At 76.1% G+C, this 14,158-nt stretch carries 19 protein-coding genes and 1 pseudogene; 8 read left to right on the top strand and 12 right to left on the bottom strand.

Going from position 1 to position 14,158, the window contains the following annotated elements:
* Positions 1 to 7: 7 nt before the first annotated feature.
* Entirely contained in the window at positions 8 to 520 is a 513-nt protein-coding gene (locus tag K1Y72_RS08130) for a nitroreductase/quinone reductase family protein (RefSeq protein ID WP_220164786.1), read from the top strand.
* A 3-nt stretch (positions 521 to 523) separates the two neighbouring features.
* Here the strand turns inward: K1Y72_RS08130 and K1Y72_RS08125 are convergent, their stop codons facing one another.
* From K1Y72_RS08125 to K1Y72_RS08110, 4 genes are all read right to left on the bottom strand, one after another.
* Positions 524 to 871 (bottom strand): hypothetical protein, encoded by a 348-nt coding sequence (locus K1Y72_RS08125; protein ID WP_220164785.1) that lies wholly within the window; start codon positions 869 to 871, stop codon positions 524 to 526.
* Positions 872 to 915: 44 nt separating this feature from the next.
* On the bottom strand, positions 916 to 1,554 hold the full coding sequence (locus tag K1Y72_RS08120) for a SecDF P1 head subdomain-containing protein (RefSeq protein ID WP_220164784.1): 639 nt from the start codon (positions 1,552 to 1,554) through the stop codon (positions 916 to 918).
* Between the two features lie 126 nt (positions 1,555 to 1,680).
* Positions 1,681 to 1,920 (bottom strand): hypothetical protein, encoded by a 240-nt coding sequence (locus tag K1Y72_RS08115; protein ID WP_220164783.1) that lies wholly within the window; start codon positions 1,918 to 1,920, stop codon positions 1,681 to 1,683.
* A 178-nt stretch (positions 1,921 to 2,098) separates the two neighbouring features.
* A complete protein-coding gene (locus tag K1Y72_RS08110; RefSeq protein WP_220164781.1) occupies positions 2,099 to 2,698 on the bottom strand; it encodes a TetR/AcrR family transcriptional regulator in 600 nt (199 codons plus the stop codon).
* A 104-nt stretch (positions 2,699 to 2,802) separates the two neighbouring features.
* Between K1Y72_RS08110 and K1Y72_RS08105 the strand changes: the two genes are divergently transcribed.
* Positions 2,803 to 3,702, top strand: a complete 900-nt coding sequence (locus K1Y72_RS08105) for an alpha/beta fold hydrolase (RefSeq protein ID WP_220164779.1) — start codon at positions 2,803 to 2,805, stop codon at positions 3,700 to 3,702.
* Positions 3,703 to 3,706: 4 nt separating this feature from the next.
* On the opposite strand, the gene K1Y72_RS08100 is transcribed toward K1Y72_RS08105, so the two are convergent.
* The gene (locus K1Y72_RS08100) at positions 3,707 to 4,369 is read right to left on the bottom strand and encodes an alpha/beta fold hydrolase (RefSeq protein WP_220164777.1); all 663 of its coding nucleotides are present in this window, start codon (positions 4,367 to 4,369) and stop codon (positions 3,707 to 3,709) included.
* Positions 4,370 to 4,482: 113 nt separating this feature from the next.
* On the opposite strand from K1Y72_RS08100, the gene K1Y72_RS08095 reads away from it, so the two are divergent.
* A complete protein-coding gene (locus K1Y72_RS08095; protein ID WP_220164775.1) occupies positions 4,483 to 5,241 on the top strand; it encodes an AraC family transcriptional regulator in 759 nt (252 codons plus the stop codon).
* Here K1Y72_RS08095 and K1Y72_RS08090 read toward each other — a convergent pair.
* On the bottom strand, positions 5,234 to 5,722 hold the full coding sequence (locus tag K1Y72_RS08090; protein WP_220164773.1) for a GNAT family N-acetyltransferase: 489 nt from the start codon (positions 5,720 to 5,722) through the stop codon (positions 5,234 to 5,236). The genes K1Y72_RS08095 and K1Y72_RS08090 overlap by 8 nt on opposite strands.
* Before the next feature lie 108 nt (positions 5,723 to 5,830).
* On the opposite strand from K1Y72_RS08090, the gene K1Y72_RS08085 reads away from it, so the two are divergent.
* From K1Y72_RS08085 to K1Y72_RS08075, 3 genes are all read left to right on the top strand, one after another.
* Positions 5,831 to 6,589 (top strand): hypothetical protein, encoded by a 759-nt coding sequence (locus tag K1Y72_RS08085; protein WP_220164771.1) that lies wholly within the window; start codon positions 5,831 to 5,833, stop codon positions 6,587 to 6,589.
* A gap of 276 nt (positions 6,590 to 6,865) precedes the next feature.
* Entirely contained in the window at positions 6,866 to 7,663 is a 798-nt protein-coding gene (locus tag K1Y72_RS08080) for an endonuclease/exonuclease/phosphatase family protein (RefSeq protein ID WP_308286948.1), read from the top strand.
* A gap of 111 nt (positions 7,664 to 7,774) precedes the next feature.
* Positions 7,775 to 8,857, top strand: coding sequence for an NAD(P)H-dependent amine dehydrogenase family protein (locus tag K1Y72_RS08075; RefSeq protein WP_220164769.1), 1,083 nt, complete (start codon positions 7,775 to 7,777; stop codon positions 8,855 to 8,857).
* On the opposite strand, the gene K1Y72_RS08070 is transcribed toward K1Y72_RS08075, so the two are convergent.
* Positions 8,854 to 10,089, bottom strand: coding sequence for an SfnB family sulfur acquisition oxidoreductase (locus tag K1Y72_RS08070; protein ID WP_220164766.1), 1,236 nt, complete (start codon positions 10,087 to 10,089; stop codon positions 8,854 to 8,856). The genes K1Y72_RS08075 and K1Y72_RS08070 overlap by 4 nt on opposite strands.
* A gap of 696 nt (positions 10,090 to 10,785) precedes the next feature.
* Between K1Y72_RS08070 and K1Y72_RS08065 the strand changes: the two genes are divergently transcribed.
* Complete coding sequence (locus K1Y72_RS08065; RefSeq protein WP_220164764.1) at positions 10,786 to 10,944, top strand: hypothetical protein; 159 nt, start codon at positions 10,786 to 10,788, stop codon at positions 10,942 to 10,944.
* Between the two features lie 18 nt (positions 10,945 to 10,962).
* Here K1Y72_RS08065 and K1Y72_RS08060 read toward each other — a convergent pair whose 3' ends face one another.
* From K1Y72_RS08060 to K1Y72_RS08045, 4 genes are all read right to left on the bottom strand, one after another.
* Complete coding sequence (locus tag K1Y72_RS08060) at positions 10,963 to 11,538, bottom strand: TetR/AcrR family transcriptional regulator (RefSeq protein ID WP_220164762.1); 576 nt, start codon at positions 11,536 to 11,538, stop codon at positions 10,963 to 10,965.
* A 109-nt stretch (positions 11,539 to 11,647) separates the two neighbouring features.
* On the bottom strand, positions 11,648 to 11,818 hold the full coding sequence (locus K1Y72_RS08055) for a hypothetical protein (RefSeq protein WP_220164760.1): 171 nt from the start codon (positions 11,816 to 11,818) through the stop codon (positions 11,648 to 11,650).
* Positions 11,812 to 12,213 carry an MFS transporter gene (locus tag K1Y72_RS08050; RefSeq protein WP_220164758.1) on the bottom strand — a complete coding sequence of 134 codons (402 nt, stop codon included), beginning with the start codon at positions 12,211 to 12,213 and terminating at the stop codon, positions 11,812 to 11,814. Before K1Y72_RS08050 ends, K1Y72_RS08055 begins: the two co-directional genes overlap by 7 nt.
* A gap of 444 nt (positions 12,214 to 12,657) precedes the next feature.
* A complete protein-coding gene (locus tag K1Y72_RS08045) occupies positions 12,658 to 12,885 on the bottom strand; it encodes a VOC family protein (RefSeq protein ID WP_220164756.1) in 228 nt (75 codons plus the stop codon).
* Positions 12,886 to 12,988: 103 nt separating this feature from the next.
* Between K1Y72_RS08045 and K1Y72_RS08040 the strand changes: the two genes are divergently transcribed.
* Positions 12,989 to 13,195 (top strand): hypothetical protein, encoded by a 207-nt coding sequence (locus K1Y72_RS08040; RefSeq protein WP_220164754.1) that lies wholly within the window; start codon positions 12,989 to 12,991, stop codon positions 13,193 to 13,195.
* Here the strand turns inward: K1Y72_RS08040 and K1Y72_RS08035 are convergent.
* Positions 13,188 to 14,086, bottom strand: a pseudogene (locus K1Y72_RS08035) (phosphotransferase). The gene K1Y72_RS08040 and the pseudogene K1Y72_RS08035 sit on opposite strands and share 8 nt — an antisense overlap.
* Positions 14,087 to 14,158 lie beyond the last annotated feature (72 nt).

Below are 14,158 nucleotides of genomic sequence, written 5' to 3'. Positions count from 1 at the left end.
CGAGCCGATGGGCGAGCGGCGTTCGCGCCTGCGCGGGCTGCACTGGGTCAAGCGGTGGATCTATCGCGGGGACAGGCCGCACGCCGTCGCGCGGCTGCTCAACCGGTACTGGTCGAACCGGTACCGCTCGGGGGGCCGCCTCGCGCGCTCGCGTGACGTCGAGCTCGAGGTCCGGGGGCGTTCGAGCGGGCGGCCGATCAGGTTCCCGATCGTGCTGGCCGACGTCGACGGCGCCTGGTACGCGGTGTCCATGCTCGGCGCGGACGCCAACTGGGTCCGCAACGTGCGGGCCGCGGGCGGCGAGGCGCGCGTCCGCCACGGCGGCTCGTGGGACGTGCGGCTCACCGAGGTGCCCCCCGCCGGGCGCGCCCCGATCCTCAAGCGGTACCTCGACGTAGCGCCGGGCGCGCGTCCGCACTTCCCCGTCGACAGGTCCGCGCCGCTGAGCCGGTTCGAGGACATCGCGGCCGACCGCCCCGTCTTCCGCGTGGACGGCTTCGCGCCGGACGAGCGGGCGTGAGGGTCACCGGTCGCGCAGGTCGGCGACGGCGACGGCGACGCAGTGAGGGTCGCCGTCGTCGGGACGCAGCCGCCCCCTCTCCTCGATCAGCGCGGGTAACGCCGCCCCGGGAGCCGTCACGGCGCCGCTGACGCGGACGTCGGCGGCGATGACGGCGTGGTCGGCGCCCGCGTCCGGGTAGAGGCGCAGATCGTCGGCGCCGCGTCGCAGGAAGCCCCGCAGGATCGGGGCGGGCTCCGTCTCGGGGTTCGGGGCGGCGAGGCCGCGGAGAAGCGCCGCCGTCGTGCGGGCGACCACCAGGCGGACGGCCCCGCCGCCCTCCTGGACGGGCAGCACGCCGCGGAGGTGCACGCCGTCGGCGAGTTCCCGGCCCAGGTCGTAGAGCAGGCGGGAGATCAGGAGCCGGTGAGGCGCTTGGCGAGGTCGCGGACGTAGGTCTGGGTGAACTGGGTGCTCGAACCGGTGATGGACACGGCGCCGCCGGTGATGGGGCCGCCCTCGACGGACGGCGCCGAGATCACCTTGCCGCCCAGCACCATCGCGATCTTGCGGCGGCTGTCGCCCGCCGGCTGCTGGGCGGCGCGGGTGGTCAGGGCGGTGAAGCGGGCGGCGTCGGCGGGGTCGAAGGTGAGCTGCAGGGACCAGGACGCCGCGTTCGCCGCGACGGGCGACTGGATGCGCAGGTCCTTCAGATGGTTGATCGTCATGGGCGAGAGGCCGAGGCCGTAGCACGCGGACCCGTCCGCCGCCGGGACCGCGCCGGACGCGCACGGGGGCGCGGACTCCGTCGCCACCTCCTGGAACGTCAGCGGCTCGCGCAGCGCGGTCGGCCCGGACACCCCGTCGTCGTCCGACCCGGAGGAGAGGAAGCCCGGCTTCACCACGAGCACGACGACGGCGAGGACGGCGGCGACCGCGACGACCGCCGCCGCGACGAGCAGCGCGATCAGCACCCCCCGGTTCGTCCGCTGCGGGGGCGCGGGAGCCGGCTGCGGGTCGTACGGCAGCGGCGGCGGATCGTACGGCTGGCCCATGCGACACCTCGGCCGGTCGGGGGGACGGGCGGGCAGTGTACCGCCGCGCCCATCCCCCGCAGCCCCTGCGGGCAAGGGCTTCCGGCCCGCACACGGCCGTTATGGGCCGTGCGCGGGAGGCGACGGTCAGCCGATGCGGGCGGTGGCGATCAGCGCCCAGTACGGGCTGTCCCACTTGCAGGTGTAGCTGATGATGGTGCCCGCCGACACCATCGACTTGCCCTTGGTCGCGCAAGCGCCGGAGGTCTTGTAGGTGCCCACCTGGTAGGTGTAGGTGGCCGCCGACGCCGGCTGTGCCAGCAGCGGGAGCGCGGCCGCCGCCGCGATGGAGGCGGCCGCCAGCTTGGCAACGTGCTTCTTCGGCAAGATGCTGTCCTTCCGTTGTACGGGCGCGCGTCGCGAAGGCACGGACGCGCGGCCCGGAGCGGCCCTGGGGGAGGCCGCTTGATGATCATCTTTATCGGGCGGACCACGCCGCGGCAAGAGGCGACGTGCCGGGGCGGCTCCGTCGCGACGGTGCCGCATCCCTTGCGGGCAAGGGCTTTCAGGCCGTTTTGAAGACGCGGGCGAGGTGCCGCTCGACCAGGTCGAGCGCCTCGTCCGGCGTGTAGAGGCCGATCAGGAGCGGGCCGACGAGGCCCTGCGCGAGGAAGTACAGGGTGGCGGCCGCCTCCTTCGGGTCGGCGCCCGGATGCAGTTCCCCGGCCGCCGCCGCCTCGCGGAGCTGCATCTCCGAGACGGCGAGGATGCGCGCGTACCCCGCGCGGAGCTGGTCGGCGTAGGCCGGGTTCACCGCGGCCGCCGAGAAGAACGCGACGTTGACGCACGCCTCCTGCCGTCCCGGCTCGTCCACCGGCAGCATCACGCGCAGCGCGGCGCGGACGACGTCCAGCCGCGACGGCGCCTCCAGCGCGCCGACGGCCGCCTGGAGCCGGACGAGGACGCGCTCGCGCATGTGCGACAGCGCGAACAGCAGCATGTCCTGCTTGGAGGCGAAGTAGTGCTGGACGGCGCCCATGGAGACGCCTGCCTCCTCGGCGACGTCGCGCAGGCTCACCGCCTCCAGCCCCCGGCTCCCGATCACGGCGAAGACCGCTTCGGCGATGGCCCGGCGCCGCTCCTCGTGGTCGACCTTCTTCGGCACCGCGCCTCCTCCCCCCGCCACCCTAATGCCATGCGACCGCATTGCGAAAAGCGTCCCGAGGCTTTTACCATGCAGATGCATTGCCAAAACGGGAGGAGCCCGCCATGCCACCGCCGCCCACGCAGTACACCCGCAACGGGGACACGTCCCTCGCCTACGAGGTCTTCGGCGATCCCGCCGCCGGCGCGCCGCTGCTGATGATCATGGGGCTGGACTTCCAGATGGTCTGGTGGCCGGACGGCTTCTGCGAGCTGCTCGCCGCCGCGGGCTTCGCGGTCGTCCGGTTCGACAACCGCGACACCGGCCTGTCCACGCACTTCGACTCGCCGCGGACCGAGAGCCCCTGGAAGGCGCTCGCGGGCGGCACGAAACCCGCCTACACCGCGGCGGACATGCTGGCCGACGCCCTCGCCGTCATGGACGCGGTGGGCTGGACGAGCGCGCACGTCATGGGCGCCTCGATGGGCGGTGCCATCGCGCAGGGACTCGCGCTGCTGCACCCCGAACGCGTCCGCTCGCTGGTCAGCGTCATGGCGCTGCCCGTGACGGCCGGGACGCTGCGCACCCTCGGCTACATCCGGTTCGGGTTCTTCCGGAACTTCCGCGGCACCGGGTCGGCGGCCACGCCGGAGGAGCACGTCGAGACGCTGGTGACGATCCACCGGGCCTTGGCCTCGCCGGAATTCCCGTTCCCCGAGGAGCGCTCGCGGGCGCAGGCCGCTATCAGCCACGCGCGCGCCCCGCGCGACCCGCGCACCACCCAGCGCCAGCTCGCGGCCGGGCGCGGGCAGAAGTACCCGCCGCTGTCGAACGTCGCCGTCCCGACGCTGGTGATCAACGGCGCCGACGACCCGATCGTCAAGGCCCGGGGCGGCCGCGACACCGCCCGGCGGATCCCGGGCGCGGAGTACGTGGAGTACCCGGCCATGGGCCACGACCTGCCCGAAGAGCTGTGGGACGACATGGTCGCCCGCGTCCGGGCGCTGGCGGACCGCGCGGGCTAGCCGCTCACGCCAGCAGCGCGGCGACGGCCTCGGGGGCCTCGCGCATCGCGTTGTGCCCGGTCGGCAGGTCGTGCACCCGCCAGCCCGGGTCTGCCTGGAGGCGGGCGCGCAGCTCGGCGAAGGGCGTGCGGTCCGGCCAGCCGGAGCAGTGGACGAACTCGCGGCGGGGCACCTCGGCGGCGGCGCCGGTGAGCCGGATCGCCTGGGTGAACGAGGCGAGGGGGTGGGGACGGCGGCGCGGGTCGCCGCCGGGCGGCGGGAGCACGGCGTAACCGGTGCTCGCGGCGCCGGCGGCGAAGGCCCGCCGGTAGCCCTCGGTGGTCGCCGACCAGCACGACTCGCCGTCGCGCGGCACGTAGGCGTCCAGGTGCACGAGCCGCGCGACGCGGCCGGGCGCGCGGTCGGCGGCCGCGGCGATCACCATCCCGCCGTAGCTGTGGCCGACCAGCGTCGCGCCGGTGACGCGCTCCTCGTCCAGGAGGCGCAGGACGTCGCCGGCGTGGGTGTCGAGGTTGGCGGCCGCCACCGTCGCGGCGCCGTCGCCGGGCCGCAGGCCCGTCAGGGTCAGGGCGTGGACGGTGTGGCCGGCGCGCTCCAGCAGCGGGACCACCGGGTCGAAGCACCACGCGCCGTGCCAGCCGCCGGGTACGAGGACGAACGTCGCCATGGTCTCCCCCTGCTCAGATGCGCGTCCGCTTCAGATCATCACTTCGGGGGTGTGGCGTGCCACCGGTAGGCTGCCGGATGATGCCCGATTCCCGCCAACCGCCCAGCGTCCCCGTGTCGTCGGACGTGTGGCCGTCCGGCGGGCGGCACCTGTGGGCGTCCGGCGGGGCGAGCGCGGCGCAGACGCACGCGCGCGGGCACCTGGTCTACGCGGCGACCGGCGTCCTGGCGGTCCGCACCGAGCGCGGGACGTCGATCGTGCCCGCCGACCGCGTCGCCTGGACGCCCGCCGGATGCGCGCACCGGCACCGTGCGCACGGCGACACCGACATGCGGATCGTCTTCCTGCCGCCGTCCCTGGCGCGCCGTATCCCCGACCGGCCCGCGGTGTTCCTCGCCTCCGGCCTCGCGCGCGAGGTCTTGCTCGCCCTGACCGGGCCGCACGACCGCGACCGCGACCGCGCCGCCCGCGCGCGCCTCCTCCGCGTCCTCGTCGACGAGCTCCGCGAGACGCGGGAGCAGCCGCTGCACCTGCCCGAACCGCGGGACGACCGGTTGCGGGCCGTCGCGCGGATCCTGGCCGAGCGGCCCGCGGACAACGGCACGCTCGCCGAGCTCGGGAGGGAGGTCGGCGCCAGTCCCCGCACCCTCAGCCGGCTGCTGCGCGGCGAGCTCGGCATGACGTTCTACGAGTGGCGCACGCAGCTGCGCGTCTACCACGCGCTCGTGCTCCTCGCCGACGGGCACGACACCACCCGCACCGCCCACGCCTGCGGATGGGCCAACCCGAGCGGCTTCATCGCCGCCTTCACCGACGTCGTCGGCACCACCCCGGGCCGCTACCGCGCCCGCGCCGCCCCGGCGGTCACGTGAGGTCGATCCAGAAGCGGTCCTCGCCGGCGGGACGACCCGCGGGGACGCCCCCGTTGGCGCGGATGACGCGCTTGGACGGCTCGTTGTCGGGCCGGCAGGTGAGCAGGACCCGGTCCAGCCCCCGGACGCGGCACTCGTCCAGCCCCGCGCGCAGCATCCGCGTCGCGTGGCCCTGGCGCCGATGCGGGAACACCACGTGGTACCCGACGTGGCCGCCCTCGGCCTCCAGCTCGGGAGTCAGCCGGTGCCGGATGACGAGCGTGCCGAGGTATTCGGCGCCCCGCGCGTACCAGAGGTAGGTGGAGGGGACGCCCCAGCGCTCGTGCACGCCGCGCCGTCCGGCGACGAACGCGGCGAAGTCGGCCTCGGCGGCGTCGAGCCAGCGCTCGTCCTCGCCTTCGGCGCGCAGATCGGCGCGCTCGCCCGCCAGGTAGGAGTCACGCAGGTCCGTCGTCGGCGTGATGAGGTGCGGTTCGTTCATCGGGCCCAGGCTAGGCGCGGCGGGGACGTTCCGGGAATCACCGGCGCGGGCGCCGCCGGAGGCGCTACACATTGGTGATCCACTTCGCCGGTGCGCAAGGAGACCCCCGTGACGTCCGACCCCGCCGCCTGGAACCGCGAGCTGGCCGCCGCCTTCGGCGCGCTGCTCGGCCGGCCGCTCGACGCGTACCCGCAGGCGGAGTACGCGCTCTACGCCTGGGCCGACGAGGTCTCCTACATGGCGCTGGAGGACCTGCTGGACGGCGAGCCGGACGCCCCCGCGGGCCCCGTCCCCGTCCTCGACGTCCCGCCCGGCTTCGACTGGGACCTGCTGCCCGCCGACGACGACCGCTCGCTGTGGCTGATCGAGGACGGCGCGTTCGACGGGGCGGCCGGCGCGGCGCTCACCGCCGTCGCCCTCGGGGACGGCGGCACGCGCGCGGTGACGGGCGCGGACTTCGCGCGCGTCCTCGCCCCGTACGCCGAGGAGCTGGACGCCGACGAGCTGATCGGGCAGGTGCGGTGGCTCCAGCGCGTCCGCACCGATGGCACGCTGCTCGACGCGATGCGCGCCGCGACCTGGACGCTGCACGGCCCGGACGGGCTCGTCGCGTTCGCGCCGGGCGCGGAGGTCGAGCCCGCGCACGAGAAGGCCCTCGCGGCGGTGCCCGACGCGCGGCTGCGCGACCACCTGCGGATGCTCTGCCTGACCGCGCACTGGGCGCGCAGCGACGGCGCGTATTTCCTCGGCCCCGGCGAGCACGCCTACGACTTCGAGTGGATCGCCGGGCGCCCCGGCCGCACGGCCGTCGCCGGATGGGAGTTCGGCGAGGGCCAGGGCGCCACCACCATCTTCGCGATCGCCTAGCAGGCGGCGATAGCGACGACGGTGACCGGCGACGGCCCCGCCCCCGTGTTCCCCTTCCGGATCCGCGCCGAGCACGGGTACCGCGTGGTCCGCCACAAGCCGCGCCAGGTCGTCGGGTTGATGGAGCCCGACGGCGAGGCGGGCCCTTCGACGCCGAGATCGCCGACCTGCACGCGGTGGCCGCGGGCGCGGGAGGCGGCGGGCTGGGCTCCCGCCCTCCGCGGCCGCTCCGGCTGACCGGCAGGTCCCCCGGCGGCGGGCGGTAGGTTCGGGGCCGTGCGGATCATCTCGCTGAACGCCTGGGGCGGCGCGCTGCTCGACGGGCTCGGGCCCTGGCTCGCCGCCTCCGGCGCCGACGTCCTCTGCCTGCAGGAGGTGACCCGCACGCCGGGCCTGCACGGCTGGACGCGCTTCGCCGACGCCGGCCGGACCCTGCCGCAGCGCGCCGACCTGCTCGCCGACGTGCGCGAGCGCCTCCCCCGCCACGAGCCGATCTTCGCCGCGAGCGACGCCGGCCCCGTCCACGACGGGCACGGGCGGCCGCACCGGCAGCGGTTCGGCGTGGCGACCCTCGTCGCCGAGACGCTGCCGGTCGCCGGGATCCGGACCGGGTTCGTGCACGGCGCGTACGCCGAGTACCGCGACGCGTGGCCGAACGACGGCCGGCCCCGCAACGCGCTGGCCGTCCGCGTCTTCGACGGGGACGCCGAGCGGTTCGTCACCGTCGTCAACCTGCACGGCCTGCGCGACCCGCGCGGCAAGGGCGACACCCCGGCGCGCCGCGCGCAGGCCGAGCGGCTCGCCGCGCTCGTCGACGGCGCGCGCGGCGACGGCGACCTGACCGTGGTGTGCGGCGACCTCAACCTGCTGCCGGACAGCGAGACGTTCGCGATCCTCGGCAAGATCGGCCTGACCGACCTCGTCGGGACCGCCGACACCCGCACCTCCCGCTACCCCAAGCCGCTCCGGCACGCGAGCTACCTGCTGGTCTCCGACCCCGGCGCCGTCGCGCGCTTCGAGATCGCCGCCTCCCCCGAGGTCTCCGACCACCGCGCCCTCGTCCTCGACCTCTAGCCGCTAGGGGCGTACTCCCCGGACGGAAGCTTCATATGCTTATATGGGAAATGTCATTCTCATAGGCCGGTCGCGGCAGCGCCCGTGGAGCCGGCGCCCCGAGGAGGCAGCATGGAACCCGTGTCCGACCGGCCCCTTCGCGTCGTGCAGTGGACGACGGGCAACGTCGGCCGCCAGGCGCTCGCGGCCGTCGTGGAGCGCCCCGGGCTGGAGCTCGTCGGGCTGTACGCGCACGGCGCCGGCAAGGCGGGGCGGGACGCGGGCGAGCTCGCCGGGCTCGGCCGGACGCTCGGCGTCGCCGCCACCGGCGACATCGACGCGATCATCGGCCTGGCGCCCGACTGCGTCCTCTACACGCCGCTGCACCCCGACGTCGGACATCTGGAGCGGCTGCTGCGCGCGGGCGTCAACGTCCTCACGACGGCGTCGTTCCTCACCGGCCGCGCCTACGGCGAGGCGGCGCGGGCGGCGCTGGAGGACGCCGCGCGGGCGGGCGGCGCCAGCCTGTTCGGCAGCGGCGTCAACCCCGGCTACATCGACCAGCTCGCCGCGGTCGCCTCGGGCGCCTGCCGCCACGTCGACGGCGTCACGGTGTTCGAGTCGTTCGACATCGGCATGTGGGCGGGCGACGCCAACCAGGACGGCCTCGGCTGGGGCCGCCCCGCCGGCGACCCCGGGCACGCCGCCGACGTCGAGGAGGCCACCGCGCCGTTCGGCGACGCCGTCGAGGCCATGGCCGAGCTGCTCGGGACGGCGCTCGACGGCGTCCGCTGCGAGGTCGCCTTCGCCCACGCGACCAAGGACCTGGACCTGCCCGGCCGCCCCGTCGCCGCCGGGACGGTCGCGGGCCTGGACGTCCGGTGGATCGGCACGGCCGGCGGCGCCGACGCCGTGGAGGCGCACGTCCGCTGGACGGTGACGCCCGACCTCGACCCCGCGTGGGACGTCGCGATGGCCTACCTGGTCGAGGTGCGCGGCCACCCGCAGATCAACCTGCGCGTCGAGGTGCTGCCGCAGGACATGGCGTCGATGAGCCTGGAGGACATGCTCGCCATCGGCTCGGTCATCACCGCCATGCCCGTCGTCAACGCGATCCCCGACGTGGTCGCCGCGCGCCCCGGCATCGTCACCTACGCCGACCTGCCGGCGCAGGCCGCCCCGCACGCCGGCCTGCTCCGCCCGCCGCCCGCCTAGAGCAGCGGGTAGCGGGGCGGGTTCGTGCCGCGCAGGGTGTGGTTGCCGATGTGGACGTACTTCCAGCGGGCCGGATCGTGCAGGGAGTGGGTGCGGACGTTGCGCCAGTGCCGGTCCAGGCCGTGCGCGGCGTCGGCGGCGCTGGTGCCGGCCAGCTCGATCACGTCGGCGGCGATCTGCACCGCGACCTCCTGCGAGTACGCCTTGGCCTCGGCGACCGCCAGCGACGCGGCGGCGGTGTTGCCGTCGGTCAGCTCGGGCGCGGCGTAGGCGGCGTCGACGGCGCGGCCGGCGCGCTCGAACAGCGCCTCCAGGGCGTGCAGGAGGGTGGTGAGGCGGCCGAAGCGCAGCACGGCGTGCGGCTCGTCGGCGACGCTGTCCACACCCGACTCGAACCAGGGGCGCGACCGGTCGCGGACGAACGCGGCGCCCTCCTCCAGGGCGGCGCGCGCGATGCCGACGTCGATGGCCAGGTGCAGGAGCTGGTCGTAGGCGCCGAGGATCAGCGGCGGCGGGTCGGCGGGCACGGGGCCGAGGTGCAGGACGCGGTTCGCGGGGACGTCGACGCCGGTGAGGACGAGCGAGCCGCTGGCGGTGGCGCGCTGCCCGAACGCCGACCAGTCGTCGCCGAACTCCAGGCCCGCGGCGTCGCCGGGGACGAACGCGGTGACCGGCAGGTTCTGGTCGCCCTCGACGGAGGCGGCGACGCCGATCCAGTCGGCGCCGAGCGCGCCGGTCGTGTAGTACTTGCGGCCGTCCAGGCGGTAACCGCCGTCCGGACCGGGAGTCACGGCGGTGCGCCGGTCGAAGACGTGCTTGGTGCCGCGCTCGGCGGTCGCGTTGCCGATCCGGGCGCCGCCGACGACCTCGCGGTGGAAGAACGCCTTCTGCTCCTCGGACGCCGCCGTTCCGATCAGGGCGACCAGCACGAAGTGCGCGAGGACGAGCTGCGCGACGGACGGGTCGGCGGCCGCGACGATCCGGAACACCTCGCCGACGGTGCTCGCCGCGACCCCGCCGCCGCCGTGCTCGCGCGGGACGGAGATCGCCAGCAGGCCGGTGCCGGCGAGATCGTCCAGCTCGGCGGCCGGGTGCCGGGCCGTGCGGTCCCGCTCGACCGCGCCGGGCGCGATCCGGGCGGCGAAGGCGCGCGCCGCCTCGACGGCGGCGGCGTCGTCCAGCGCGGGCGGCGCCGCCTTCACGCCGGTCACGGGGGTGCTGGTCACGGTCATGGGGGCTCCTCGGGACGGGGAACACTATTTCCTATTATGTCGATAGGTTATACATGAATTAAGCCCGGCGGAAGGATCCCCCGATGACCGCCGACGTCCTGGCGTCCCCGCGCCCGTCCCGGCTCGCCGTGCCCGAGCGCGCCTGCAGGTACGCGCCGAGCCGGCCGAGCACCCTCGCGGTCGACCCGGCCACCCTCACCCGGCTGCTCGACCTCTATAAGACGCTCCGGGACCCGCACCGAGGCGGGCCGACCGTCCGATCGCCGTCGCCGTCGCCCTCTCGCACGAGAACGGCTGCGGCTACTGCGTCGCCGACCACCGCGCCGGGCTCGCCGAGGTCCTCGGCGACCGCGAGCGGGCGCTCGTCGACCTCGCCGTGAAACTCACCCGCACCTCGACCGCCGTCGCCGACCTGGAGGTCGCCACCTTCTTCAACTACACCGACCGCCCGACGACCTCGATCGCCACCCGCTCCGGCGCCCAGTTCTTCGCCCGACCGACCGCACGGCGGCCGGGGGCGGAGCACCCCGGCCGCCGTGGCCCCACCGCGACCCGCCGTCACGCCCCGGCCGTGGCCGGGTCTCCGCGCGCACCGACGGCGGCCACCGCGTCTACGGCGCGGAGGCGCCCGCCGCCGTCGCGCGCGTCCGCGCGCTGCTGGACGCCGGCCTGCCCACGCGCGTCATCCGCGACCTGATGCCCTGCTTCGCCGGGGACGGCACCGAGCTCCAGGCGTGCGTCCTCGACCACGTGCGGACCCAGCTGGCCGACATGGACGCGCGCATCGCCGACCTGTCCCGGGCCCGCGCCGCCCTCCGCGGCATCCTCGACTCCTCCGCCCGCGCCCTCGGCTGACCGGCCCGGCGCGGGCCGTCAGGGGCGCAGGGCGTCGAGGGCGAGGCCGGCGTAGCGGCGCCAGCGGGCCGGGTCGCGGACGTCCTGCTCGATGAGGACGCGCGAGTAGCCGCCGACCAGGACGCGGATGTCCTCGACGGTCGCGTCCGCGCGGATGCGGCCCTGCTCCTGCGCGCCCGCGAGGAGCTCGGCGAACCGCTCCAGGGGGCGCGGATGGTCGCGCTTGCTCCGCTCGTGGCCGGGCAGCACCTCGGCGAGGATGCGGTCGTAGGCGATCCGCTCGGAGATGTCGACGAGCAGCCGGCGGAGCGCCGCGTAGGCGTCGGGCTCGGCGACGGCCTCGGCGGTGCGCGCGTCCAGCCAGGCGGCGCGGTGGGCGGCGACGGCGTCGACCAGGTCGGCCTTGGTCGGGTAGCTGCGGTAGACGGTGGCCTTGCCCACCCCGGCCCGCGCGGCGACCTCCGGCACGGTCGCCGCCAGGCCCCGCTCGGCGAAGACCTCGATCGCGGCGGCGATCACCCGCTCGTGGTTGCGGCGGGCGTCGGCCCGCCGGTCGGCCCATTCGGACGGCGGGGACGGGGTCGGTGCGGGCATGCCGCCTATTCTGCCGCTTCCCCCAGCTCGGGCACGGGCGCCGGCGCGGCGGCGCCGATTCAGAACGCCTCGGTGTAGGCGCCGTCGGGCGGGACGGGGCGGGCGGCCGTCACGCCGGCGGCGAGCAGCTCGCCACGACCTGCGAGCCGAGCGAGGAGCCGACCGAGCGGACGAGCGCGTTGATGCCCGTGCCCTCGCCGGACCTGCCGCGCGGCACCGCGCCGATGATGAGGTTGGGCATCGCGGCCATGCCGAGCCCGATCCCGGCGAAGATCAGCATCGAGACCGCGACGACGGCGGTCCTCGACCCGTGATCGACGGCGAGTCCCGCGAGCCCGCCGCCAGCGGCGCCTTCGGGCCGAAGCGGCGGGTGAGCCGCCCGGACGCGCCGCCCGCGACGAGCATCGTCAGCGAGGCGGGGAGCAGCAGCAGGCCGGCGCCCGGCACGTCGACGCGTCCGGGGGTGCGGGCGCCGCCGTCCGGGAGCCGCAGCGACCCGAGCGCGGCGAAACCCGCGGTGAGGGCCCCGGCCCAGAACACCCACTGCCAGGACGCGTGGTCGATGAGCAGCCCGCCCATGAGCAGGCCGCCGCCCGCGCCGATCCCGGCGACGATGCCCATGCAGAGCGGGAACAGTCCGCCGCCCGCGCCCTGCACGACGCGGGCCGCAACCACGACCCAGATGTCGCGCGCCCCCGGCGGGCGGCGCGCAGCGACCCGGCGCCCGAGGGCGCCATGCCGGCGAACCAGTCGAGGCCGCCGCCGCCGAGGCGACGTCCCGTCCGGGCTGCGGACTCGACCCGCCGTAGCCGGGACGGTCGTGGGAGATCCAGCGGACGCCGAGCCGCTCGGCCGCCGCGAACAGCGGCACGGGAGGCGCGCCGATATTGGGCGTCCCGTGGTGCCAGTACACGACGGATCCTCCGGCCGGGCCGGTGTCATGGACGCGCAGCCGGCGCCCGTCCCTGAGAGTCACGTCGTGCTCGGTCACGTCCATGGTCGGGCCTCCTCTGCGGTCGGCCCAACCTAGCCGTCGCCGCAGGGGCGCCAGCGGCGCAGCGGGGTGGCGTCCTCGTAGGGCTGGCGGTCGGGATAGGTGATCAGCTCCAGGGTGCTGCCCTACGGCGTCCGGCAGCAGACCATCCGGTTGCGCGCGCCCGCCTCGGGGCCGGGCAGCGGCTGCGGCTCGCCGAGGCGCCGCTCGGTGGCCGGGCCGTCGTTCGGGCCGTCCTCGCGGCGCAGCGCGTCGTAGAGGACGCGCGCGTCCAGGACGGCGGCGAAGAAGGCCGTCGCCCGCCCGATCTCGGGGACGGTGACGCCCACGTGATCGATCCCGCGTACCGCCATCGCACTGCTCCCTTCCCTCGTCCGGAGCGCTGCCCGGTCGCGGCCCGGCGCGATCCCGGCGGCGGACAAGATGATCATGAAGAGAGGCGGGCATCATGGGGCGATGAGCGCGTCGGTGACGTACTTCGCGGCGGCTGGCGACGGCGCCCCGGCGAGGGACGCGCTGGAGTACGAGGACTTCGACCCCGGCGAGGCCGCGCTCGACGTCGCCGCTGTCGCCGCGATCCTGGCCGGGCTCGCCGGGCTGGCGCGCCGCGCCGAGCGGGAGGCGCTCCAGGTGTACTGCCGGTGGCGGCCCGACGTCAGGTGAGGACGCGGTCCAGGCCGGCGAGGGACTCGGCGAGGAGGGCGCCGCGGCCGGTGTCCAGGGCGTAGCCGGCGAGGGCGGCGCAGAGGAACGCGCCGAGGAGGCGGGCGTGCGTCGCGGTGCCGGGCGGCAGGGGCCCGTAGGCGTCCAGGAGCGCGGCGCGGGCCGTCCCCTGGAACGCCGCGTAGGCGAGCGAGAGGTCGACGGCCGGGTGCGACAGGCAGAGGTCGCCCCAGTCGATGACGCCGCTCGCGCGACCGTCGTCGCCGATCAGCAGGTGCCGGACGTGCAGGTCGCCGTGGACGATGACGGGCGGGGCGGCGGGGGCGCCGGCGCGTTCCGCGGCCGCCAGCAGGGCGTCCATGCCGGGTGACGGTTCCCAGCGGTCTTGGCGCGCGAGGCCGTCGAGGAGGTCGCGCGTCCGGGCGGCGCGGCGGTGCGGGTCGGCCCGCCCGAGCGGGTCGACCGGAAGGCCGGCGCCGAGGCGCGCCGCGAGCGCGGGGGCGTGCAGCGCCCGCAGGAACGCGCCGACGCCGGCGGCCGCGGCGTCCCGCCCGCCGTCGGCGAGGCCCGCCTCGGCCGTTCTGGGCGGCCCGGGACGCGCCGGGCCGCCCAGAACGGCCACGGGAAGTCCGGGCCGGGCGCCCCCACCACCTCGGGGATTGGGACGGGCAGCGGCAGCGCGTCCGCGAGCGCGGGCAGCAGCGCGATCTCGCGCTCGACGCCCGGCACCGCGACGGCGCGGCGCGGCAGCCGCAGGATCCAGCCGCCGTCGGCGCGGTAGACGATGTTGTCCCAGCCCTCGGCGAGCGGGCGGACGCCGGTGAAGCGGCCGCCGAACAGGGCGGCGGCCGCCGCCGGCGCCGGAACCCGCTCGGGCTCCCACTCGCTCATCGCGCGGACCCGGACGGACGCATCGCACCAGCCTACGGCGGGCCTGTCGGCGCGGCCCGGACGTGTGCGTCA

The organism is Actinomadura parmotrematis (assembly GCF_019458805.1).
GTDB classification, from domain to species: domain Bacteria; phylum Actinomycetota; class Actinomycetes; order Streptosporangiales; family Streptosporangiaceae; genus Spirillospora; species Spirillospora parmotrematis.
The sequence above is the reverse complement of the archived record's forward strand: the minus strand, read 5'-3'. Positions and strand labels throughout refer to the sequence as shown.